At 65.3% G+C, this 23,467-nt stretch carries 23 protein-coding genes; 12 read left to right on the plus strand and 11 right to left on the minus strand.

Going from position 1 to position 23,467, the window contains the following annotated elements; all coding sequences use genetic code 11:
* Positions 1–115: 115 nt before the first annotated feature.
* Positions 116–1,207, minus strand: a complete 1,092-nt coding sequence (locus tag ACVMB0_RS15710) for a mandelate racemase/muconate lactonizing enzyme family protein (protein WP_461346843.1) — start codon at positions 1,205–1,207, stop codon at positions 116–118.
* 149 nt (positions 1,208–1,356) lie between these two features.
* Here ACVMB0_RS15710 and ACVMB0_RS15715 point away from each other — a divergent pair, with 149 nt between their 5' ends.
* Entirely contained in the window at positions 1,357–2,718 is a 1,362-nt protein-coding gene (locus tag ACVMB0_RS15715) for a metallophosphoesterase family protein (protein WP_461346844.1), read from the plus strand.
* Between the two features lie 53 nt (positions 2,719–2,771).
* On the opposite strand, the gene ACVMB0_RS15720 is transcribed toward ACVMB0_RS15715, so the two are convergent.
* The 7 genes from ACVMB0_RS15720 to ACVMB0_RS15750 all read right to left on the minus strand — a co-directional run bounded on the left by ACVMB0_RS15720 (position 2,772) and on the right by ACVMB0_RS15750 (position 8,094).
* Positions 2,772–2,984 (minus strand): hypothetical protein, encoded by a 213-nt coding sequence (locus tag ACVMB0_RS15720; protein ID WP_461346845.1) that lies wholly within the window; start codon positions 2,982–2,984, stop codon positions 2,772–2,774.
* A gap of 317 nt (positions 2,985–3,301) precedes the next feature.
* Positions 3,302–3,676: a response regulator transcription factor gene (locus tag ACVMB0_RS15725; protein WP_456749984.1), complete on the minus strand. Its 375-nt coding sequence runs from the start codon at positions 3,674–3,676 to the stop codon at positions 3,302–3,304.
* Complete coding sequence (locus tag ACVMB0_RS15730; protein ID WP_461346846.1) at positions 3,673–4,539, minus strand: S1C family serine protease; 867 nt, start codon at positions 4,537–4,539, stop codon at positions 3,673–3,675. Before ACVMB0_RS15730 ends, ACVMB0_RS15725 begins: the two co-directional genes overlap by 4 nt.
* Positions 4,540–4,635: 96 nt before the next feature.
* Positions 4,636–4,758: a hypothetical protein gene (locus ACVMB0_RS15735; protein WP_456749982.1), complete on the minus strand. Its 123-nt coding sequence runs from the start codon at positions 4,756–4,758 to the stop codon at positions 4,636–4,638.
* A gap of 88 nt (positions 4,759–4,846) precedes the next feature.
* Positions 4,847–5,560, minus strand: a complete 714-nt coding sequence (locus tag ACVMB0_RS15740) for a response regulator (RefSeq protein ID WP_456749981.1) — start codon at positions 5,558–5,560, stop codon at positions 4,847–4,849.
* Entirely contained in the window at positions 5,553–7,208 is a 1,656-nt protein-coding gene (locus tag ACVMB0_RS15745) for a DUF4118 domain-containing protein (protein ID WP_461346847.1), read from the minus strand. The genes ACVMB0_RS15740 and ACVMB0_RS15745 overlap by 8 nt, the downstream gene beginning before the upstream one ends.
* 307 nt (positions 7,209–7,515) lie before the next feature.
* Positions 7,516–8,094 (minus strand): hypothetical protein, encoded by a 579-nt coding sequence (locus ACVMB0_RS15750; RefSeq protein ID WP_461346848.1) that lies wholly within the window; start codon positions 8,092–8,094, stop codon positions 7,516–7,518.
* 440 nt (positions 8,095–8,534) lie between these two features.
* Between ACVMB0_RS15750 and ACVMB0_RS15755 the strand changes: the two genes are divergently transcribed.
* The 6 genes from ACVMB0_RS15755 to ACVMB0_RS15780 all read left to right on the plus strand — a co-directional run bounded on the left by ACVMB0_RS15755 (position 8,535) and on the right by ACVMB0_RS15780 (position 12,642).
* Complete coding sequence (locus tag ACVMB0_RS15755) at positions 8,535–10,169, plus strand: outer membrane beta-barrel protein (protein WP_456749978.1); 1,635 nt, start codon at positions 8,535–8,537, stop codon at positions 10,167–10,169.
* A 61-nt stretch (positions 10,170–10,230) separates the two neighbouring features.
* Complete coding sequence (locus tag ACVMB0_RS15760; RefSeq protein WP_461346849.1) at positions 10,231–10,974, plus strand: outer membrane protein; 744 nt, start codon at positions 10,231–10,233, stop codon at positions 10,972–10,974.
* A gap of 39 nt (positions 10,975–11,013) precedes the next feature.
* Complete coding sequence (locus tag ACVMB0_RS15765) at positions 11,014–11,181, plus strand: hypothetical protein (protein ID WP_456749976.1); 168 nt, start codon at positions 11,014–11,016, stop codon at positions 11,179–11,181.
* Positions 11,182–11,286: 105 nt separating this feature from the next.
* Positions 11,287–11,448: a hypothetical protein gene (locus tag ACVMB0_RS15770; protein ID WP_461346850.1), complete on the plus strand. Its 162-nt coding sequence runs from the start codon at positions 11,287–11,289 to the stop codon at positions 11,446–11,448.
* 4 nt (positions 11,449–11,452) lie between these two features.
* On the plus strand, positions 11,453–12,184 hold the full coding sequence (locus ACVMB0_RS15775; protein ID WP_461346851.1) for an enoyl-CoA hydratase/isomerase family protein: 732 nt from the start codon (positions 11,453–11,455) through the stop codon (positions 12,182–12,184).
* Between the two features lie 242 nt (positions 12,185–12,426).
* The gene (locus ACVMB0_RS15780; protein WP_456749973.1) at positions 12,427–12,642 is read left to right on the plus strand and encodes a hypothetical protein; all 216 of its coding nucleotides are present in this window, start codon (positions 12,427–12,429) and stop codon (positions 12,640–12,642) included.
* 29 nt (positions 12,643–12,671) lie between these two features.
* Here ACVMB0_RS15780 and ACVMB0_RS15785 read toward each other — a convergent pair whose 3' ends face one another.
* A complete protein-coding gene (locus ACVMB0_RS15785; RefSeq protein ID WP_461346852.1) occupies positions 12,672–13,730 on the minus strand; it encodes an AraC family transcriptional regulator in 1,059 nt (352 codons plus the stop codon).
* 250 nt (positions 13,731–13,980) lie between these two features.
* On the opposite strand from ACVMB0_RS15785, the gene ACVMB0_RS15790 reads away from it, so the two are divergent.
* A complete protein-coding gene (locus ACVMB0_RS15790; protein WP_461346853.1) occupies positions 13,981–14,430 on the plus strand; it encodes a cupin domain-containing protein in 450 nt (149 codons plus the stop codon).
* 198 nt (positions 14,431–14,628) lie between these two features.
* Complete coding sequence (locus tag ACVMB0_RS15795) at positions 14,629–16,122, plus strand: flavin-containing monooxygenase (RefSeq protein ID WP_461346854.1); 1,494 nt, start codon at positions 14,629–14,631, stop codon at positions 16,120–16,122.
* A gap of 13 nt (positions 16,123–16,135) precedes the next feature.
* Here ACVMB0_RS15795 and ACVMB0_RS15800 read toward each other — a convergent pair whose 3' ends face one another.
* Complete coding sequence (locus ACVMB0_RS15800; protein WP_456749970.1) at positions 16,136–16,861, minus strand: alpha/beta hydrolase; 726 nt, start codon at positions 16,859–16,861, stop codon at positions 16,136–16,138.
* 159 nt (positions 16,862–17,020) lie between these two features.
* On the opposite strand from ACVMB0_RS15800, the gene ACVMB0_RS15805 reads away from it, so the two are divergent.
* Both ACVMB0_RS15805 and ACVMB0_RS15810 read left to right on the plus strand, forming a co-directional pair.
* On the plus strand, positions 17,021–17,998 hold the full coding sequence (locus ACVMB0_RS15805; RefSeq protein ID WP_461346855.1) for a helix-turn-helix domain-containing protein: 978 nt from the start codon (positions 17,021–17,023) through the stop codon (positions 17,996–17,998).
* Positions 17,999–18,020: 22 nt separating this feature from the next.
* A complete protein-coding gene (locus ACVMB0_RS15810) occupies positions 18,021–19,088 on the plus strand; it encodes a maleylacetate reductase (RefSeq protein WP_461346856.1) in 1,068 nt (355 codons plus the stop codon).
* Position 19,089: 1 nt separating this feature from the next.
* Here the strand turns inward: ACVMB0_RS15810 and ACVMB0_RS15815 are convergent, their stop codons facing one another.
* Positions 19,090–20,544 (minus strand): GH1 family beta-glucosidase, encoded by a 1,455-nt coding sequence (locus ACVMB0_RS15815; protein WP_461346857.1) that lies wholly within the window; start codon positions 20,542–20,544, stop codon positions 19,090–19,092.
* A gap of 237 nt (positions 20,545–20,781) precedes the next feature.
* Here ACVMB0_RS15815 and ACVMB0_RS15820 point away from each other — a divergent pair, with 237 nt between their 5' ends.
* Entirely contained in the window at positions 20,782–23,448 is a 2,667-nt protein-coding gene (locus ACVMB0_RS15820; RefSeq protein ID WP_461346858.1) for a M1 family metallopeptidase, read from the plus strand.
* The last annotated feature ends 19 nt before the right edge of the window (positions 23,449–23,467 follow it).

Here is a 23,467-nt window from a genome sequence, read left to right on the forward strand (position 1 = left end):
GAGTAAGGCAATCTGAAGCGCGAAACGCTAGCAGCTTGCCGCGACCTCGCCTAGCGCCTGGCGGCAGACCTGCTTTTCCGAAAGTCACGACTTGGTGTGCAGAAATATCTCTGCGTCAGGCGGCGTTGAGCCGCTCCAGGCCCTTCCAGTCGAAGGCGATGCCGTGTCCCGACCGATCCGGCGCAATCGCCATGCCCTGATCCAGAACTAGTGGATGCTCAATGTAACGATCAAGGCCGAAACCGTGCGCCTCGAGATACGATCGATTCGGGCACGCAGCCAGCAGATGCACGGTGATGTCATGCGCGCCATGGCTGGTCACCGGGACGTTGAAGGCCTCGGCGAGCCGCGCGATCTTCATGAAGCTGGTCACGCCGCCGCAATTGGTGACATCCGGTTCGGCATAGGACAGCGCGCCGCCGGCGATATAGGGCTTGAACTCCCAAAGGCTACGCAGATTTTCGCCCGCCGCGATCGGCACGCCGCCGGCCTGCAGGATGCGGGCATGGCCTGCGACGTCGTCAGGAATGGTCGGCTCCTCGAGCCAGGTCAGGTCGAATGGTTGCAGGGCGCGCGCGGCGCGGATCGCTTCCTCGACGCTCCATTTCATGTTGGCGTCGGCCATCAGCGGAAACTCGTCGCCGAGTTGGCCGCGCATCGCCTTCACGCGCGCGACGTCGGACGCCAGGCTCGGCCGGCCGACCTTCATCTTGATGGCGCGAAAACCCTTGGCGAGATTGTCGTCGGTCTGCTTCAGCAAGCCATCCAGCGGCAGATCGAGATCGATGCCGCCGGCATAGCAGGGCACGCGACGGTCGAAGCCGCCGAGCAGCCGCCACAGCGGCAGCGACGCCCGGCGCGCCTTGAGGTCCCACAGCGCGATATCGAGCGCGGACAGCGCAAGCACCGCCGGTCCGCCGCGGCCGCCGTAGTGCAACGCCCACCACACTTTGTGCCAAAGCTGCTCGGTGTCGTCCGCCTCCATCTCGCGCGCGATGCCGGGGATTTCGCGGCGCAGGATGTCGGCGACGGCACCGCCATTGCGGCCGACCGTGTAGGTGTAGCCGGTACCCTCCGCGCCCTCGGCGTCGCGGACGCGGATCGTGACGAGCTCGAACGCGGTGATCTCGCCATGCGTGCTGTCGCTCAATACGACCGGAAGCGGGATCTTGTAGAATCCGATGCTGAAGTCCTTGAGGATGGCCACGCCGGAACTCCTTGTCACAGGATGAATGCAATGCGCGGCACACGATCCCAAAAGTGTCCGCCCTCCGCAACCTTGCGCACGCGAATGTCTGCCTTGAGCGATCGGCGTGCCTGCCCCTATGATGTGGTTCGCGGGACGTGGTTCGATCAATGCATGATGCAATTCCGTCGCTATTGCCGAGAAGTCCGGGCCACCGGTTCGTGATCTATGCCGACGCCTGCTCCGGCGTTGCCGGCGCGCCGCATGAGCGCAGCTTCGCGTCGGTGAACAATGTGGTCCGCCGGCTGCATCCGGCGCCCGAATTCATTCTGTTCCCCGGCGACGAGATCATCGGCCTCACCGCTGACGCCGACGCGTTGCGCGCGCAATGGCGGCATTGGTTCGAGGTCGAGATGAGCTGGCTCGATCGGCGCGCGGTGCCGCTGTGGCACACGACCGGCAACCACACCACCTATGACGAGATGAGCGAGGCGGTGTTTCGCGAGGAGCTGAAGTTGCCGCGCAACGGCCCGCCCGGTCAGGACGGGCTGTCCTACTGGGTGCGCCGCGACAATCTCGTGATGGTGTTCGTGCACACGCTGTGGAGCGGGCTCGGCGGCGAGGGGCATGTCGAGACCGACTGGCTGCAAGCGGTGCTCGAACAGCACAAGGATGCCAGGCACAAGCTCGTGCTCGGCCATCATCCCGTGTACCCGATCAACGGCTTCAGCGGCAGCTATCAGCGTGAGATCGGCCACGAATACAGCGCGCGATTCTGGGATATCCTCGTGCGCGCGGATGTCACTGCCTATCTATGCAGCCACATTCTCGCCTTTGACGTCCAGGTCCATCGCGGCGTGCTGCAGATCTGCACCGCAGGCGCCGGCACCGCGCACCGGATGCCCGAAGGCGTCGAGTATCTGCATTGCGTGCAGGCGGCGCTCGATCAGCGTGGCCTCCGCTATCAGGTGCTCGATACCGAGGGTGCCGTGCGCGAGCAACTCGCATGGCCGCTGCCACCCTTCGACAGCGCCGCGTGGTCGCCGCTGCCGCGCGGCACCAGCCCGGCACCGCTGTCCGGGATGCCGGCGCCCGCGACGGTGGTCGCCCTGAAATTGTCGGGCCGCACCGCCGCCGGCGTCGCCGCGCCGCAAACGCTGCTGTGCACGCCGGTGCCTGGCATGATCGCGCCGCTGTGGCTCGGCTTGCGCGGACCGAACCAGACGCTGACCCTGATCCTCGGGCGCGAGCGCGGGCGCAGTCCGCATTACTGGGTCGGTCCCGATCTCGGCGCCGACAGCGATTTCGACCTCGATGTCGCCCTTTATCCGGACATGGGTCCGGGCGGCGTGCTGTGGCGACACAGCGCTGAGGCGCGCTGGACGTCGTGCACGGCGATCTCGGCGACCGGGCTCGAACGGTTTTCATGGCCGGCCGACTGGCGCGTCGGCCACGGCGAGGGCGGGCCGGATCACAAACGCTATGCCGGCCCACGGCTGGATGTCGCGGCGGCGGTCATCGCATTGTCTTGAACGAAGGCAACGTCTGCACCGTCGAGCAACAGCGCTGCATCTCCGTGTGCGTTTCAGTCCGGCGCTTTCGGCTTGGTCCGTCCCGCGCGCTTCAATTCACGATCGATCAGCGTGCAGACCCGGCGCTCCGCCAGCAGGTCGAGCCGCGCGCGCGTGACGCCCTGCCTGGTCTTGCCGTCGATTTCGAATGACCAACTCCAGAGGTCGGGTTCGATGTTGGTGAGTGAGTATTCAATGTCCCGGTGGCGATGGATCAGCTTCTTCATGCCGTTTCTTTTTGTGAGCTGAGCTTGCATAGCCAGATCGGCAACGCGTCAGTATCCGGTCGACTACTTACGCATTTGGTCTAAGCGAGGTCCGCAAGGCGGAATTTTCGCAGAGCTCGCGCAGATCATGGCGCGAAATGCGAGCTGTGCTCACAGATGGTGCCACACACTCATTGTCGTCCCGGGCTTGACCCGGGATAACCATAGGGTGCAATTGTTGTGCGATGCTATGGCCCCAGCGCCGCTTACACAACGCGGTGGTTATGGGTCCCTGCTTTCGCAGTGACGACGCGACCATCGACGACCGCGGCCACCCTTCACAGGTTGATCACCCCGCGCCGCGCCGCATGCGCGACCGCGTCGGTGCGGCCGGTGGCGTCGAGCTTGTCGAGCAGGGAGCCGACGTGAAACTTGGCGGTGTGGACGGAAATCCCGAGCCGCTGCGCGATCATCTTGTTGGATGCACCTTCGGCCAGCAGCGCCAGCACGTCGAGCTCGCGCGGCGTCAGCTCGAAATCGCCGGCGCCCGCGGCCTCCCGGTTGCGGGCGACGATTGCCGCCGTGGTCGGCTCGCCCGGCGCGGCAAGCCGCAGGCCGGCGACGCTGCCGAGCAGGGTCGCCAGCCGGTCGGCGAGCACAGGATCGTCGATCTCGAGCGCGATGACGATATCGGGGGCAGGCTCGCTGCTCACGTCTCGGGCCTCTCGCCGACCGTCACCTTGAAGCTCAACGGTTCGCCGCCGCGATGCACCGTCAGCTCGACGACGCTGCCGACGCTCTGCGGCCCGAGGCCGCGCGACAGCGCCCGCACGCCCGACAGTTTCTCGCCGTTGACGGCAACGATCACGTCGCCCTGGCGGATGCCGGCGGCGGCCGAGGGCCCGGCCTTGTCGACATTCATCACCATCGCGCCGAGACCGTCGTCGAGACGGACCGGCTGCAACCCGACGCCGAGATATCCGCGCGCGATGCGGCCGCTCTTTTCGAGCTGGGCTGCGACCCGCTCGATGGTGGCAGACGGAATCGTCAGCACGCGGCGCGGGCCGAGCACGGCCATGCCGAACGGCTCGCCCGCGGCATTCAGCGCCAGCCCGCCCTGCTGGCTGTGGCGCAGGCGGACGTCAAGCTCGATCCGCGCGTCGATCTCGCCGCCGCGCAGGCTGCGCCAGGCCGGCCCCGACAGCGCGACCATGCCGAGCCGCGCGCTCGCCGCGCCGCGGTCGGCCGCGGCGATCACCGCGAGCGATCCGAGCGGCGGGATGTCGCTCGACAGCTTGACCGGCGCGATATCGCTATCGACATGCAGCAAAGCGATGTCGGTAGTGTGGTCGCGTCCGGCGACGACGGCCGGCTTGCGGCTGCCGTCGGCGAGCTGGATCTCGATCTCGCCCTCATCGGCGAGCGCCTCGTCGGCGGTAACGACAAGGCCCGTCTTCCAGATGAAGCCGGATGCGCGGGCGCGATGCGAATGTACGGAGACGATCGCGGGGGCGGCACGCGCGATGGTGTCCGCAAGGGCTGATGACAGCGAGGAAAGGATGTTCGGTTCGGTCATGGGAAACTCCGTTGGCTTCCCTCAATCTGGGATGTTGCGCATGGCGGCGAAACTGGCCGGATGGGCAGGGCCGGGACCCAGGACCGTCCGTGCACCTCAGCCGCGGTCCCGGGTCCGCCAGCCGAGCAAGCCGAACACCGCCACCAGTGCGGGCACGATCAGCATCCAGTTCTGACCCTCGAAGCCGAGGAAGTGAAATGGTTGAATCAGGAACTGCACCACGTGCCCCTTTTGCGGGCACGCTAAGGCTTTCCGGAGCGAAAATATATTATTTTTGTATATATGCCCGCCGGCAGGCGACCGATCTTTAATCGGCGACGCTGGTCTCCAGCCGGTTCTCCAGCCGATAGCCGACCCCGGACTCCGTTACCAGCAGCCGCGGCTGGTTCGGATCGGCTTCGATCTTCTGGCGCAGCTTGCGCACCAGGATGCGCAGATACTGGATGTTGTCGCGCTGGTTGCCGGTCCAGATCTCCTTCAGCAGCTGATCGTGCGTCACCACCAGTCCGACATGGACCGCAAGCACGTGCAGCAGGCGGTACTCCTTCCGCGTCAGCTTGATCCTGGCCTGGTTGAGCGAGACGGCGCGGCTGACCAGATCGACCGACAGCGAGCCGACCACGACGACCGGATTCTCGGTCGGGCTCTTGAAATAGCGGCGCAGCGCGGCGTCACTGCGCGCCAGCAGCTCGGCCATACCGAACGGCTTGACGACATAGTCGTCGGCACCCGCCTGCAACAGGCGCACCTTCTCGTCCTCGTTGGATTCGACGGAGAGCACGATCACCGGGACATTGGACCAGGAACGCAGCCGCTCCAGCGTCTCGCTGCCGTGCAGGTCCGGCAAGCCGAGGTCGAGGATCACGAGGTCGGGCGCATTGAAGGTCGCGATCTTCAGGCCTTCGGCGGCATTCTCGGCCTCGACGACGGAGAAGCCGTGAATTTCAAACCCGGCGCGCAGGAAGCGGCGGATCTTCGGCTCATCGTCGATCAGCAGGACAAGGTTACGCGGCTTACTCATCGTCGCAGGTCACCAGTTCCGAATCTGTAGGTAGCTGCGCCGGTAGCAAGATCGATGCCGTCGTGCCGAGGCCGTGGCCGCGGCTCGCTATCTCCACGGTGCCGTCATGTGCCCTGATGAAGGTCGATGCGATCCAGAAGCCGAGCCCCGAGCCGGGAACGCTCGCCTGGTGGCGCGGGCTGCGGAACGACTTGCGGCCGAGGTGGCGCTGCTCGTCCGGCGTGACGCCGACGCCCTGATCGATGATCGACATCACGACGCGTCCGTTGTCGTGGCGGGTCTGCACGGATATCGTCGACCCGGATGGCGAGTATTTGGCGGCATTCTCCAGCAGTTGGCCGCAGGCTTCCTCGATCAGGCCGCAATCGACCTTGAGCAGCGGGAGATCGTCGTCGAACCCGATCTCGAGGCGGTGCGCCGCGAGCCGCCGCGCCCGCGCCTTGACCGCGGCATTGACGATGTCGCGCGGGTCGGACCATTCGAGACGGGGCGTTAATCCGCCGGCCGTGACCCGCGTCGCGTTCAGGAGATTGCGGATGTGGCCGTCGAGTCGGACCACCTCGTCGGTGACCGCCTCGATCAGCGAGCGCAGCCGGTCGTCGGCCGCGACCGCCGGCATCTCCCGCATCACACTCACCGATCCCTGGATGGCGGCGAGCGGCGAGCACAGTTCGTGCGACAGCGTGCCGTGGAAGGCGTCGCGTAACAGCTCGGCCTGCAAATGCAGACGGGCATCGTCCATCGCCTTGCCGATGTCGAGCCGTTGCAGAGTCAGCGAGACCTCCTCGAGCACGGCCTCGATCCGGCGCGCGCGCAATTTGAGCGCATCGCGCGTACCGCGCCCGACGTTGATGGCGATGACGCCGTGCACCGCGGTTTTCGAAGCCACGGCGCGCAACAGCCAAACATCCTGGGTGGTCTCATCGACGACGCTGCGATCGGTCGCGCCGACCGCGGCCGTCATCGCCGCCGCGCTGTCCCGGACGGCGGGCGGAGCCACGGCCGATTCGGGCGCGGATTCGAAATGACCGCCGGCAGATGCGACGAACAATGCGGCGCGATGGCCGAGTGTGTGCGCCAGATAGTGCCTGACGGCGCCGATCAGATCCGCGATCGTGAAACAGGCGGCGAGACGCTTGGAGAATTCGTAGAGGTGCTGCATCTCGCGTTCGCGACGCCGCAAACGCTCGGTCTCCTGACGCAGGCGCGACGCCAGGTTGCTGCTCGCCAGCGCGACGATGAGGAACACGAGGAGGTCGATCGCCTCCTGCGGGCTGTCGACCCGCAGGCTGTAGAGCGGCGTGAAAAAGAAGAAATCGGCGGCTGCGATCGCCGCCAGCGACGCCAGAGTGCCCGACCAGATGCCCCATCTCGTGGCGGCAAAGATGACGGGGATCAGGTAGGCGATCGGCACCAGGTTTGCGGCGATCGGCTCTTCGAGCGCGAACAGGATCGCCGTGATGGCGGCGATCGATCCGACCGATCCCAGCAGGGGCAGCACGTTGCTCCAGATCAGCGGTCTCTGCTTCTCGTCGAAACCGGACGCGACGATGTGCTCGGCTTCGGTGCGGCGCGCGCGGACATCAGCGAGCCGTTGAAACAGGGGCAGGGAGTAGATCAAGGATTTTGCCTTCGTAGAGAACGACACCGGATGATCCTCGTCACGGCCATTGCGGCCCGCACGAAATCCGCCCCGGCAACATCCAATGGGAGCGCTGAAGACGCGGGCGCAGTGCCGTCAGAACGGCGCATGTCCTCGCGAATGGTTCAACGTTCGACCGTCGGTTGCTGCTCCGATGTCACCAACTACCCAGCGATCCGAGCATTCCCCAGGAACGGATAGAAAATCCATGTTGTTGCGGCGGGCGAGAAATATAAAAGAAATAGTCGAATCCCGGACTCCGGCCTTGCTGAGTGGATCGATGGGCTGCTCGCCATGGCGCGGCGAGGCGCCTTCAGCGTTGCTCGAGCAGGGCGGCATCATCCGATTTCTGCAGCATTTCGCTGACGTAGCTCAGCGCCAACCGTTCTCCGGCGAGCTCCGGCTTCGAGGTGCCGTAGAGGCCGAATTCGCCGGTCTGGCTCGCCCGCGGCGGAGTGAGCTTGGCGATCGCGGCGGCGCTGAAATATTTCGGCGGATAGAGATAGAAGTCCATCAGCGGGGTCTGTGAACCGCCCGCTTGCCGCTTCAGCACGGCAGCCGCTCTCGCGCCTTGCTCCGGATAGAGCGCAGCCCAGCCCGCAAAGCTGCTGGCCAATATCTCCAGCGACAGGATCGCGGTTGCGATCTCGACGAAGCCGCGATTCGACTTCTTGGCGCTTCGCGTCGTCGAGGCCTTGCGCAGCTGCTGCCTGAATTCGTCGTGCCGCTGGATAAACGGCCCGAGCCGCGCCCGCCACAACATGTCGGGCAGACAGGCATAGCCATGGATGTCGTGATAGCTCTCGATCAGGTTGCGGCACTGCGCCGTGAGATTGGCCGGCAGAAAGTTCAGATCGATGTCGCCGATCTCATCGCCGCTCGCACAGTTCATCACGTTGACCACGATGCGCGGCGCTCCGTTGCTACCGCGGCGAAGGATTCGCCGGATGAAGTGAGCTTAGCCGCTGCGCGCGTATATCTTCGATGCGGATTCACTGCGATCTGCGTAGCAATAAAATAGCGTCCGCGTTGACGATGATCGCGAGACCGATCGAGCTATGGCAGAAATGGCACAGGTCGCGCGGATTCTCTCGCATCGCAACGCGCGGCTGTCACAAAACCTTACGGTTCTTGCCGGGTTCTTCAGCAATCGCCGATGCAAATGACGCTTATCTGCGCAAGCCGGGCGAAGCCTGTCGTTCCGGCTATTTTATCTTAATGAAAGCGCGGCGAGACCCGTATCGCCTTTTTCTCGAGCCCCCACGAAAGATTACGCAGACGTTACACGCGAGAGCGCTCGAAGCGTCGGTAGCAATAGCTTGGGGCAAAATCATGAAGAGACTGTTTCTGGCGGGCGTATCGTTGGCGGCGGTGGGCCTGGTCAACGCGGCACACGCTGCCGACGCCAATCCGCCGCTGCTGAAGGCGCCGGCGGCGAACTGCGATCCATACAAGAATTACGCCTGCCTCGACGGCTATCTCGGCAGCGACTTCTTCACGCGTTTCATCAATTACTACCGGCTCGAATGGGGGCATGACTCCGCGCCATCGGATCCGAAAGCGCCGCCGTCCCGCCGCGACTATTGGCCGGCGACGCCGCAGAGCACGCCGCCGATGCCGTTCACGGAATGGCCGTATGGCGGCACGACCAGCATCGGCGTGACGCGGCCGAGCTCGGTCGACAGCCCGCTGATGGCGGCGCTCGGCACCACGCCCGCCGGACAGTGGATGAACGATGCGCATATCCAGGTCTATGGCTGGATCAACGCCGGCGGCAATCTGAGCTCCAACTCGGTTCGCGGCGGCAACGCGCCGGCCGCCTACGACTACAATCCGAATACGGTGCAGCTCGACCAGGCGGTGCTCTATATCGAGCGGCTGCCCGACACGGTCCAGAAGGATCACGTCGACTGGGGCTTCCGCATCGCGCCGATCTACGGCGAGAACTATCGCTACACGACTGCCTACGGCCTGTGGAGCAACCAGCTCCTGAACCAGAACAAGAACTACGGCTACGACCTGCCGATGGCTTACGGCGAAGTGTTCATCCCGCAGATCGCCGAAGGCCTGCTGCTGCGGTTCGGCCGCTTCATCTCGATCCCCGACATCGAGGCGCAGCTCGCGCCCAACAACTACATGTATACGCACTCGATGACGTATACGTTCGACAACTACACCAACACGGGTCTGCAGAGCACGCTGGCAGTCACCAAGAACTGGATGCTGCAACTGGGCGTCTCGGTCGGCAGCGACACCATGCCGTGGAATGCCGGCGCCAAGATCGCCAACCCGTTCCCCAATCCGCTGTTCCCCGGCACCACCATGCTGAAGGATCCCGGCGCGATCCCGAGCGTGACCGGCGGCGTGCGCTGGACCAGCGACTCCGGCAACGACAGCGTCTACGTCGTCGCCGACGCGATCAACAGCGGCACCTGGGGTTACAACAATCTGCAATGGTACGGCCTGACGGCGTACCACAAATTCAATGACCAGTGGCACATCTCGTTCGAGACCTACAATCTGCATCAGAACAATGTGCTGAACGCCAACAATCCGGCGGCAATGGCCGCCTATGCCGCCGGCGGCACGCCGTTCTCGCCGCAATATCTGCCGTTCAATGCGCCGGGCCTCGCCCAGTGCAGCAGCGCGACGGTGTTCGCCTGCACCGCGTCGGTGCAGACCTATCTGGCCTACCTGAATTACAAGGCCTCGCCGCTCGACAACATTTCGTATCGCATCGAGTTCTACGACGACAAGCAGGGACAGCGCACCGGCGTCAAGACGCGCTACGTCGAGACCGGCATCGGCTGGCAGCACTGGTTCTCGCCGCAGATCGAGATCCGGCCCGAGGTCTCCTACTACAGGTCGCTGGATGCGAATGCGTTCAACGGCAATTCCAATCTCGGCATCGCCCCGACCAAGAATTTCGCTCTGATCGGTTCGGCGGACATCATCATTCACTTCTGATCGTGAGCGCGCCCGGCATGCCCGCCGGGCGCTTCGTCAGAACAAGGGACAGGGGAACAACATGAAGCGAATTCTTCTCACATCCGCAGCGCTCACGCTGCTGGCTGCGACCTCGCCGGCGCTCGGCGCCGACCTTCCGATGTACACCAAGGCGCCCGCGATCGCGGCGCTGGCCTACGACTGGTCCGGCTTCTATGTCGGCGTGTTCGGCGGCGGCGGTTACGGCAACCACAATCTCAACAACGCGCTCGGCCCGGCCGGCTTCGCCGACTACACCATCAACTACTCGTCGACCGGCGGAATCGCGGGCGGCGAAATCGGCTACAACGTGCAGAGCGGCAGCATCGTGGTCGGCGTGGAGGCCGACGGGTTCTGGTCCGGCATCAAGGGCAGCGACGTCTCGCAATTCAACGCCGGCACCTTGCCGATCGCCTCGGTCGATGCGACCAGCCTGCGCGACGGCTTCACGCTGCGCGCCCGCGGCGGTATCGCGCTCGACCGCCTGCTGCTGTTCTTCACCGGCGGCTGGGCCTATGGCGACTTCCAGCATACCAACACCGATCCGGTGTTCGGCGTCGATCAGTTCAGCGCCAACAGGAGCGGCCTGACCGCAGGCGGCGGCATCGCCTATGCGCTGACCAACAATCTGATCGGTAAGTTCGAATATCGCTACTACGACTTCGGCCGCTACGAGCGCGCCGCGCCGCTCAATGGCCAGCTCCCCTACACCGTCGATAACACCTACTCGGTCGTGACGCTCGGCCTCGACTACAAGTTCGGCGGTCCGGTGGTCGCGAAATACTGATCGGTCAAAGCACAGGTGCAACGCAGGAAGGAGGACAGCATGGGGATCTCGACATTGAGGCAAGCATTGTTGCGCATCGTCATGATCGCGGGGCTCTGTGCCACGGCTGCCGGCTGCATCAGCGACGCGGCGGCACCGACCGCGGATGGCGCCACGCCGATGCGCTACTACGGGGGCCCGAAATCCCCGATGTGGGCGAGCCAGTAGGCCCGCCGATGCGACGGCTTCGCTTTCACGCGAAAGGGCGCGCCGGCATCAGGCTCGCCATTCATGTCGGCGTGCTGCTGGCTGTCGGGGCCGGGGGGCGAGGCGATGGCAAAGTCCAGGCGCCACTGCCATCCCCATCGGCCGCACCGCCATCCGATGCACACGGCGGCAGTGCCCGCGCCGGTGCAGCCGGCGCTGCATCTCGGGCCGATGCGCTACTACGGCGGTCCGAAGTCGCCGATGTGGCGCGCGCCGTTGGAGTTTTGAACCGATGGCCGGACGCGTCGCGGTCCGCGAGCAGGGAGCGGTGCTGACGATCGTGCTGCTGCAAGCGGACGGCACGAACGCGGCCGGCGATGGGCTGTATCTCACCATGACAGGCGCGATCGAGGCGGCGCAGTGCAATCCCGCTATCCGTTGCATCGTTGTGACCGGCGGGTTCGATGTCTTCGCGGCCGGCAGCGACCCTGCCGATCATCATGCTGCCGGGGGCGCAGCGCCGGAAACAAGTTCTCCGCAGACGGTAGGCAGGTTTCTGCAGGCGCTCGCCGACAACGCAAAGCCGATCATTGCCGCCGTCGAAGGTGCGGCGATGGGCATCGGCACATCCCTCGTCTTCAGTTGCGACCTTGTCATCACAGCCGCATCCGCGACGTTTGCCTCGCCGCTGGAGTCTCATGATCTGGTCTCGGATGGTGCGATCGGCTTGTTGATACCCCGGCGCCTGGCTCACCACCGCGCCCTCTCGATGCTCGTTTCCGGACGGCCGATGCGGGCGGAGCGAGCCTGTGATGCGGGTCTGATCGACGTGACCGTTGCGCCGGGACAAGCGGCGATCGAAGCGGAGCGGATCGCGCAGCAGCTCTGTCGGTTGCCGGCGGGCGAAATCTCGGGAATCCACACCCTGCCGAAGCCGTCGGCGCAGGATGTGCTGCGGCGGATGGCGGCGGACGACGATCATCGCAGCATGGCGTTGGAAGCGACCGCAGCGCGGCGTAGGTGACGCGAGCGGCACGGGCTGTCCCGTCCGCGACTTGTGCGGCGCCGCAATCGGCTGGGCCTCGTCGCATTCGGCTTTCCTGATCGACGCGGCGGCTTGCCCAAAAAATCAGCAGCTGATGATTATTGTTGCGATTCATAGGAATCGGGACCAGCATTCCTCATCGTCAACAAGACGCCGGGCAGAGGCGTCGATTGGAAACGCCTATCGCTGTTCGGATGTGTCTCAGCCTCCTGGAGGGTGCGATGCTGAAGTCCCTTGCTATCCTGATTAGTGCCGTCGCGATTGCCGCCTTGATGGCGCCCGCCGCCCATGCCGGTGCATCAGCCAGTGCGCCGACAAAATACGCACAGCATTCACAGCAGGTGACGAGCGTGCGCATGGTCAGGCAGACCAAGCGGATCGACACGCCGGTCACGGATTTTTCGGCCCAGGCGAAGACGGCGCCATTTCACCGCTAGACTAGCGGCGGATCGTTGCCCAGGACGGCTCAACTCAGCCGGTGCAACGTCGCCTTCGGCGTCTCGCCGAACTTGGCGCGATAGGCGCTCGCCATCCGGCTCAGATGGGTGAAGCCGAGGTCGAATGCGATATCGACGATGCGTTCGCCCGGCCGCGCCGTCTTGAGCCGGGCGTTGAGATGGGCGAGGCGGATCTCGAGCAGCATCTCGGAGACCGTGGTGCCGAAGTGGCGGCGGAACCCGAGTTGCAGCGCCCGGACACCGGTGCCCGCGATCTCGGCAAGCTCGGCGAGATCCAGCGGCTCGGTGGCGCGGCTCTCGAGATAGGCGCGCACCCGCTTCAGCGCCGCAGGCTGCGCCTCGGTGCGGCCGTTGAAGACGTCGATCGCCGTACTCAGGCTGTGGCGCTGCTCGTTGAGCAGGGCGTTGAGAAACTGCTCGCGCCAGTCGGCTGCCGCAAGCGCAGACAGCGTGCGGCGTGGCCCGAGCTGCTCGGCTGCCATCACGAGATGTTCGATCCTAGCCGAGAGCGTTTGCCCGAGCGGTCCGTTCAGCGCGACGGCAGGATCGAACTCGACCGGCCGGACCGCCACGCCGCCCAGCGCGGCGGCGCGATGCTCCACCAGCTTGCGGTCGAGCAGCACGATGAGCTGGGCGCAGTCATCGCGCCAGGTCATCTCGGTCGGAATGGTCGGCGACAGCAGCGAGGCGCAGTGTTGCGGCCCTGTCGTGAGCTCGCGCGCGGCGGTCCGCACCGAGGCCGAGCCGGACAGCGGCATCTGCAACAGAAAGAAGCGGTCGAGGCAGCCGGGATTGATCGCGACCGATCCGCCATAGGCGACATAGTTGACGGAGAAGCCGTCGAAATCAGCGCAATTGTGGTGTGCGGAGAAATCGCGCTCGGAATGGTCGACCGGCGTCAGATCGTGCGGACAGAAGATGCGGCCGATCGCTTCGGCCGCGTCATCGACCCGTGCGGTCGCGACGCGCGCGAAATCCTTCAGCCTTGCCTTTGCAGGATTTGCCTTGCCAGGATTTACCTTGGCAGGATTGACCCTTGCCGTAACCTCGTTGCCAACAGCAGTCACGCCGGCCGTCCGAGTTGTTTGAGGTCTAAAATATCTGATAGCGTAATCCATTCGCCGGCAAAGGGGAACGCTGTTTTGTCGCGCAAACTGCCCGATCGGCGCGCAGGCCGATGCGACGGCCTTGGGCAGAATTTGCTCCCGCATTGCAGCATGAGCGTGCCGGCTGCGGATTCGTTTAGCGGCTAGACAGCCCCACCGGCTGGCGACAGGCTCCGTGTCCGCAAGACGCATCAACACTGGAGAGGCTGACATGGGCACGCTCGAAAAAGGCATTACCCGCACCGGCACCGGCTACGGCGGCAAGACCTGGAATATCCTGGGCCAGGTCTATTACCCTAAGGCGGTCACCGACTCGACCTTCGCGTTCGAGACCAACAGCGATCCCGGCCAGTTCGTGCCGGTGCACATCCACCCGACCCAGGACGAGTTCATCCTGGTGCAGGAAGGCGTGCTCGATCTCAAGCTCGACGGCGTCTGGGTGCAGGCCAAGGCCGGCGACCTCGTGCGCATGCCGCGCGGAATTCCGCACGGCTATTTCAACAAGTCAGACAAGCCGGCGCGAGCACTGTTCTGGGTGTCGCCGATGGCGAAGCTCGAGGCGCTGTTCGAGAAGCTCGACAATCTGACGGACCCTGCCGAAGTGGTTCGGATCTCCGCCGAGCACGAGGTGGATTTCCTGCCGCCGGACGCCAACGACTAGAGCATGATCCGGACCCGGAGGGCCGCGTTAGTGCAAAGTGCGAAGCGGTTTTCCGAAAAGATCATGCTCAAACAAGAGAGCTAAAGCGAGCTGACACTACGCATGCGAGGCCGCAATCGCCGGAGGAGGCTCCGGCGATGACGGGGACGCGTGCGCCTTAGCGAAATTGGATCTGTTCATTCATCGCGGAGACGTTTCATGGTCAAGCAGAAGCATGTGTGCGTCATCGGCGCCGGCATTTCAGGGCTCGCCGCCGGCAAGGCCTTTGCCGGTCGTGGCCACCGGGTGACGATCATCGAGCGCAGCGGCGATCTCGGCGGGGTCTGGGAGCCGGCGCGCTCCTATCCCGATGTGCAGACCCAGAGCCCGAAGGAGCTCTATCGCTACACCGACAAGGCGATGCCGGAATCCTATCCGGAATGGCCGAAGGGGCCGCAGGTCCATGCTTACTTGCGCGACTATGCGCGCAGCCATGGGCTCGAGGGCGCGATGCGGTTCAATACAAAGGTCGAGGGCATGACGCGCCGGGCCGACGGCAAGCCGGGCTGGACACTGGCGCTGCGCTCGACCGATGGTGCCACCGGCCGCGAGGATTTCGACTTCGTCGCGGTCTGCACCGGACAATTCAACGAGCCGCAGTCGCTGCCGCTTCCCGGCGAGGATAGTTTCAAGGCGCAGGGCGGCCAGATTCTGCACTCGTCGCAATATGGTGACCCCGATCTTGCCAAGGGCCGCAAGGTCGTGGTGCTTGGCGGCTCCAAATCGGCGACCGATATCGCGGTGAACGCGGTCAATTCCGGCGCCAGCGAAGTCACCATCGTGTTTCGCGAGCCGGTGTGGCGGATCCCCTATTTCATCGGCGGCCTCGTCAACTTCAAGCGCATCCTCTACATCCGCGCCCAGGAGCAGATGTTCGCGAGCTGGGGCATCGGGCCGATGGCGCGCCTCGCGCATGCCGTAGCCAAGCCGTTCGTCTGGGCGAACTGGCGCGGCCTCGAGAGCATGCTGAAGATGCAGCTCAAGCTGAAGCAGTGCGGCATGGTGCCGAAGGAGCGGATCGAGGACGGCGTCAATTGCTCGGTGCCGATCGCAACCCCCGGCTTCTATCCGATGGTGGCCGACGGCCGGATCAAGGCGGTGCTCGGCACTTTCGACCATTATGACGGCAACACCATCGTGATGCGCGGCGGTCAGCGTGTCGCGGCCGACATCGCGGTGCTCGCGATCGGCTACAAGCTCGGTGTGCCGTTCCTGCCCGCGGAGTATCAGAAGAAGCTGGTCGAGCCCGACGGGCAGTACCGGCTCTACCGGCTGATCGCCAATCCCGATCTGCCCGACATGGGCTTCGTCGGCTTCAATTCGAGCTTCTGCACCGTGCTGTGCGCCGATCTCGCCGCGAACTGGCTGGTGCGGTATGCCGACGGCCAGCTCGCGCGGCAGCCGAGCGCGGCCGAGATGCAGGACAACATCGCGATGATGCTCAACTTCAGGCGGGTCGAACGTCCGGCGGCGGGCGTCTATGGCGGGCTGTGCGTCGCGCCCTACCACTTCAAGCATTTCGACGAGCTGCTGGCCGACATCGGCACCACGGCGTCGCGCCGCAACCCGCTCGTCGAGAAGTTCACGCCGCCCGACGCGGACGCCTATGCACGCTTTCTCGCGACCGCGCCCGCGTACAAGGCGGTCGCATAGAGCATGATGTCGTTCAGTCCCGGCCGGCGTCGAGGAAGGCCTGCGCCAGGCGCTCCGGGTTGGAGAAGCACAGCTCGTGGCTGCCCGGCACCTGGATCAGGCGGAACAGGCCGAGCTTCTCCGACAACCGCGGATGCCAGGGCAGGCCGTGCGGCAGCGCGGTGTCCTCGGTGCAGTTGACGTAGGATTTTGCGATCGGCATCTCGGCCGGATTGGTTCGCAGCACGATCTTGTCCTGAAACGTCTTCAGCGGGTGCGGATTGAGCACGTCATAGGCGCGCTGCGCGGTATCGAGATCGGCGTCGTTGATGAAGGCCTCCCGCCAGATCGGGAACGGCAGCACCACCGAGCCGTCGCCGCGCTCGGCATGGATGGCGTCGAACAGGCCGACATAGTGCGGCGGCACCATGTCGTTCAGGGACTCGCCATTGTTCGGCACGAACGCGTTCCAGTAGACGAGGCGGCGGATGCGATTTGCGGCGGCATCGGCAACGCCGGTGATGACCATGCCGCCATAGCTGTGACCGACCAGCACGACGTCCTTCAGATCGTGCTCGCTCAGATAATCCACGATCGACTGGATCGCCTCGGCAAGGCCTGAGTCCTTGCGATCGCCGGGCCGGTTGCCCTTGATCGTCGGGGTGTGGACGACATGGCCAGCCTTGCGGATCGCAGCCGCAACCGGTTCGAACTCGGCGCCGGTATGCCAGGCGCCATGGACGAGAACATAGGTCGACATGCTGTGCTTCTCCAATTGTGCTTCTTCAAGCGGTTTGGTTAGATCGACGCTCGCTTCCTGTGATGGCGCGACGTTCGTGCGGCGGTTTGTCGGATATTGCGGTAGCCGGACCGGCCGCGCTTGGCTGAGACTGCACTGAACTAGGCTCGGAGTGCACTGATGCAACAAATCGCTCGCCCGGACCGCGCGCCGGGTCTCGCCTGGAATACCGAGGATGTGCGGCCTGCCGAGCAGTTCGCCTATTACCGGGAGGCGATCTGCCAGGTGTTCATGAAGCTGACGCCCGAGCCGACGGACAGGTCCAGCTTTCCGGCACGGATCGAACGCATCGGACTGGGCGCGGGCGCCATCAATCGCGTCACGTTTCCCGGTCACCTGGTGCGCCGTTCGGCGAGCGATATCGCGGCCTCGAGCAGCAGCTGCTTCTACCTCAATCTGAAGCTTGCCGGACGCTGCCGGATCGACCAGGACGGCCGCGCCGTCGAACTGTCGCCGGGACAGGTCGGCATCTTCGACAGCGCGCGGCGGTTCGCGCTGCATCACAGCCAGGGCCCTGCGCTGCAGGTCGCATCGTTCTGGGTCCCGACGCAATTGCTGCGCGATCGTCTGCCGCCATCGTTCGAATTCGGGCCGGCGCGGGTGTCCGACGATCCGCTGGTCGGTCATCTCATCGTGGAGACCGCGCAGGCGCTCAACTCGGCGGCGTCCGGCATGCCGGAAGCGGAAAGCGCACGGCTGTTTGGCGTGCTGCTCGACCTCGTGGCGCTGAGCCTGTCGCGCGACGGCCGGCGCGGCGCGGACCCGATGAGCCTGGTGGAGGCAACCTGGATCGCGCTGCGCCGAGCGGTGGATAGCCGGCTGCGCGAGCCCAGGCTCGGCGTCGCCGCCATCGCGGCCGCGATCGGCATCAGCGAGCGCTATGTCCACAAGCTGTTCGAGCGCGCCGGCACCACATTCGCGAGCTACGTGATGGACCGTCGGCTCGACGGCGCGGCGCGGGATTTGAAGGACCCGGCGATCGCCGGGCGCGCGATCGGCGACATCGCATTCGACTGGGGCTTCTCCGATCTGTCGCATTTCACCCGGCGCTTCCGGCATCGTTTCGGCTGCACGCCGCGTGACTGGCGCCGCGGGTAAAACAACGGTTTCGGACATCGCCATGCCGCAGTCGTTCACCTATCAGGTCAGCCCGATGCGCGTCGTGTTCGGCGTCGGCACGGTCGCGCAGCTGGCGGACGAGCTCGACCGGCTCGGCATCGGCCGCGCGCTGGTGCTGGCGAGCCGGCGGCAGCAGGCCGAGCTCGGCGATCTCGCAGCCTTGACCGGTGGCCGCATGGCCGGCGTGTTCGATGGCGCGGTGGTGCATACGCCGGTCGCGGTGACCGAGCGTGCGATGGCGGTGGTCGGCGAGCTGAAGCCCGACGGCGTGGTCGCGATCGGCGCCGGCGCTGCGACCGGCCTCAGCAAGGCGATCGCGCTGCGCACCGACCTGCCGCAGCTGATCGTGCCGACCAGCTATGCCGGCTCCGAGATGACGCCGGTGCTCGGCGAGACCGTGGACGCGGTCAAGACCACGCAGTCGTCGCCGAAGATATTGCCCGAGGCCGTGATCTACGACGTCAACCTGACGCTCTCGATGCCGGTGAAATTCTCCGCGATATCGGGCCTCAACGCGATCGCGCATGCGGCCGAGGCGCTGTATGCCCGCGACGGCAACCCGATCACTTCGTTGATGGCGGAGGAGGCGATCGCAAAGCTCGCGTTGTCGCTGCCGGACGTGATCGCGCGGCCGCGCGACCTCGACGCGCGGTCCGATGCGCTCTATGGCGCATGGCTATGCGCGGTCTGCCTCGGCACCGTCGGCATGGCGCTGCATCACAAGCTCTGCCACACCGTCGGCGCGCTGTTCGATCTGCCGCACGCGGAGACCCACGCGGTGCTGCTGCCGCACACCATCGCCTACAACATGCCGGCGGCGCGCGATGCCATCGGCCGCGCCGCGCGGGCGCTCGGCACATCCGACGCAGCCGACGGCCTGTTCGATCTGTCGGCCAAGCTCGGCGCGCCGCGCTCGCTCGCCGAGATCGGCATGCCCGAAGGCGGCATCGCAAAGGCGGCGGCGCTCGCGACCAGGAATCCTTACTGGAATCCACGGCCGATCGAGGAGAGCGGCATCAGCGACCTGCTCCGGCGCGCCTGGTCCGGCGCGCGGCCGCAGTCCGGATAGATCAGACGCCGATCGCATTGCGCGCGATCACGTCGCGATAGAACGCCGCGCTCAGTTTCGGCACGCGGGCCTGGGTCTCGAAGTCGACGCGGTAGAGACCAAAACGCTTCTCGTAACCGAAAATCCATTCGAAATTGTCCATCAGGCTCCAGAGGAAATAGCCGTGGACCGGGACGCCGTCGGCGGTCGCCCGCTGCAGTTGCGCGAGGTAGTTGCGCAGGAACATGATGCGGTCGAGGTCGTAGATCTGGCCGTCCGGCTGCAGCTTGTCCTCGCCGGACGTGCCGTTCTCGCTGATATAGATGCTCTTGATGTTCCAGAGCTTGGCGGCGATCCGTGGCGCCCAGTAGATCGTCTCCGGCGCGATCCGCAGCCAATCCGAATTCATGTGCGGGAACGAGGCCGGCATCGGCAGCGGCTTCCAGCCGGGCGCGCTGTCGGTGGCGACGACATAGCAGTGTGGCGCGTAGATGTTCAGCCCGACGAAATCATTGGGCTGAGCGATGATCTTCAGCTCCTCGGCGGTGAATTTGGGCGCGTCGGCGCCGGCATATTGCAGGAAGCCCTCGGTGTACCGGCCTTCGAGCAGAACGCCGAGAAAGCCCGCGTTGAGCTCGCGCGTCGCGATCTCGGTGGCGCGGATGTGCTCCGGCGTGTTGATCGCTGGCACGCAGGCGGTGATGTTTTCGGCCGGGCCGACCCGCGTGCCGGGGCGGGCCTTGGCGCGGATCGCCTGCACCGCAAGGCCGTGCGCCAGAGCGACATGGTGGCGCGCCTGGTTGACCTCGGCCGGCGGCAGTTTCAGCCCCGGCGCGTCGACGCCGAGCGCATAGCCGAACGGCAGGAAACGGCCGACTTCGTTGAGGGTGAAGATATTCTTGACCCGGTCGGTCAATCGCTGCGCGACATAGCCGGCATAGTCGCCGAACGCCTTTGACGTGTCGCGCGAGCGCCAGCCGCCGACCCGGTCCTGCAGCGCCTGCGGCAGGTCCCAGTGATAGAGCGTGGCGTAGGGCTCGATGCCATTCGCCAGCAACTCGTCGACCAGGCGGTTGTAGAAGTCGAGGCCCTTCGGGTTCGGCGTGCCGGTGCCGTCGGGAAACACCCGCGGCCAGGCGATCGAGAAACGATAGGCCCTGGCGCCGAGATCCTTGATGAGGCGGACATCCTCCTTGTAGCGGTGATAATGCTCGTTGGCGCGGTCGCCGGTCGAGCCGTCCTCGATCTTGCCCGAGGTGTGGGTGAAGGTGTCCCAGATCGACGGGCCACGGCCGTCTTCATTGACGGCGCCCTCGACCTGGTAGGACGAGGTCGCGGTGCCCCAGACGAAGCCGGCCGGAAAGTTCGCGCCATCCGGCCGCGGGGCCCGGTTCGCTGCTTCGGCAGGGGCCGACAGGCCGAGTGCCGAGAGGCCTGCAAGGCCCGCAAATTGCCGGCGCGAGAATTTTCCGAACATTGCTATCTCCCGTCGCCGGTCGTTGCGGTTGGAATGCCGGTTGCAAGTTAACCTTCCACCCGGCTGTGGAGCAACAAGGGCGGGCAACGTGGCGCGTGCGTGTCAATCGCCGCAAGCCGCTGCGACGTCGATGTCGCGGAGTTGTCAGTTTTGTGGCGACATTTTCTCTACTAGATTGCCTGCCAGGTGTTTCCGGAATGCCCTCCGAAAATCTCATCGATCCCCGTGAGCCGCGCGATGAACAAGCCTGCAACTCATGTCCGACCCGCGCTGCTGCATCGTCTTGCCACAGCGATCGGGATGCTGTTGGTGACGGCCGCTGCCGCGCAGGCCGAGCAGACATTCTCATTTAACAGCACGCCGGGAAAGCTGCCGAAGACGGTCATCCCGCTGCGCTACGCGATCGAGCTGACGCCCGATTTCACTAGCCTTGCTTTGCCTGGTGTGGAGACCATCGACATCGAGGTGCGCGAGGCCACCGCGCAGCTAACGCTGAACGCGATCAACACCACCTTCACTGAAACCACGATCGATGACGGCGCACAGCGCGCGGAGGTCGTGACCGACGCTGCTGCGCAGACCGCGACGCTGACCTTCGCCAAGCCGCTTGCGGTCGGGCTGCACAGGCTGCGCGTTGCCTTTACGGCACAGATCAACAAATTCGGTACCGGCCTGTTCTCGGTGGACTATCCGACCCCGACTGGAATCAAGCGGCTGATCTCCAGCAAGCTGGAGCCGGCCGACGCGAGGCGGATCTTTCCGTGCTGGGACGAGCCGTCGTTCAAGGCGAGCTTCGCGCTGACGGTGGTAATCCCGCGCAATCTGCTCGCGGTCGGCAACATGCCGGTCACGAGCGAGCAGCCGATCGGTGGCGATCTCAAGAAGGTCGTGTTCGCCCCGACGCCGAAGATGTCGAGCTATCTGTTCGTGCTCACGGTCGGCGAGCTTGAGCGGATCACGGCGGATGCCGGCGGCGTCACGGTCGGCGTGGTGACGACTGAGGGCAAGAGCGGGCAGGGCCGCTTTGCGCTCGACAGCGCAGTGAAGCTGCTCGGCTATTACAACGACTATTTCGGCGTGACATATCCGCTGCCGAAGCTCGACCTGATCGCGGTTCCCGGCGGGTTCGGCGGGGCGATGGAGAACTGGGGCGGTATCACGTTCTTCGAGAGCCGGCTGCTGTTCGATCCCGCGACCAATGCGGAGACCGCGCGGCGCGGCATCTTCGCCATCATCGCGCACGAGATGGCGCATATGTGGTTCGGCGATCTCGTCACCATGGCATGGTGGGACAATCTCTGGCTCAACGAGGGCTTTGCCAGCTGGATGGCGACCAAGGCCTCGGAGCAGTTCTATCCGCAATGGCAGAACTGGCTGAACGGTTACGGCGCCAAGCAGTTCGCCATGGCGCTCGACGCGCGCCGCACCTCGCATCCGGTGCAGCAGCCGATCGCCGATCACAGCGAGGCGGTGACGGCGTTCGACGCCATCACCTACAACAAGGGACAGGCGCTGATCCGGATGCTCGAGACCTATCTCGGCGAACGGCCGTTCCGCGACGGAATCCGCAAATACATGGCCGCGCATGCCTACAGCAATTCCACCACGGCCGATCTCTGGCAGGCGCTGGAAAGCGCCGGCGGCAAGCCGATCACCGGCATCGCCGGCTCCTTCACCGAGCAGAATGGCGTGCCGCTGATCCTGGCCGAGACGGCCTGTGATGGCGCGGCCCAGCGCCTGATCTTGCAGCAGGATCGTTTCGTGATCGCCCCGGCCAACGATCCGCCGCTGCCGGCACACAGCTGGCAGATTCCGGTTGCGGTTGGCCCGGCCCACGGCAAGCCGTTCGACGAGATATTGCTGAAGGGCAGCGCCGAGATTCCGGCCGGTGCCTGTGGCGATGCGATCAAGGTCAACCTCGGCGACGTCGGCTATTTCAGGGTTGAATACGGCCCGAAGAACCGTGCGGCGTTGCTCAACGCATTCCCGCAGATGCAGGTCGTCGACCGGCTCAATGTCGTCACCGACAGCTGGGCGCTGGTGCAGGCCGGCCGCGCCGAGGCGCCGTCCTATCTCGCGCTGCTCGACGCGCTCGATGTCGGTGACCATCGCGCGGTGTGGGACCAGGTGATCTCGACATTCGCCACGCTCAACCGTCTGTCGCGCGACCGTAGCGAACGGCCGGACATCGAGGCCTATGCCCGCGCCAAGCTGCGCCCGGTGTTCGATCGGATCGGATGGGACGGGCGCGGTCCCGCTGACGACGACACCGCACTGTTGCGTGCAAGCCTGATTTCGACGCTTGGCGATCTCGGTGACGCGGATATTGTGGCCGAGGCGAAGCGGCGCTTTGCGACGTTCCTCGACGATCCCGATTCGCTGCCGACCACGCTGCGCGATGCCGTCACCCACGTCGTCGGCATCACCGCCGATCGGAAAACCTATGATCGGCTGCTGGCGCTCGCGCGCAAGAGCGCGGCGACCAATGAGCGGCTGCGCTACTATTTCGCCGCGGCGAGAGCCCGTGATGCCGAGCTGGCCCGCGCGACGCTGGCCCTGACGCTGACCGGCGAACTGCCCGACACGATCGTCACCGGGATGATCAACGCGGTGGCGGGCGCCGGCGAGCAGCCGCAGCTCGCCTGGGACTTCGTCCGGACCAATTTCGATGCGTTGCTGGCAAGGCAGGGACCGAACTTCCGCGACCAGTTCGTTCCCAATTTCATGACCAATTTTACCGATCAGGCCCACGCCGCGGAGCTCGCCGCGTTCGCTCCGTCGCAGTCCACCAGCGGCGGGCGGGTGATGGTGGCGCGCGCCTTGCAGGCCATCGCGATCTCGGCCGACCTCTCCGCTCGCGTGCTGCCCGCCGCCGACGCCTGGATCAGGGCGCACAAGCCGTGAGCTCGCGAAGGAGTTTCCG

This window comes from Bradyrhizobium sp. USDA 4451 (assembly GCF_054822585.1).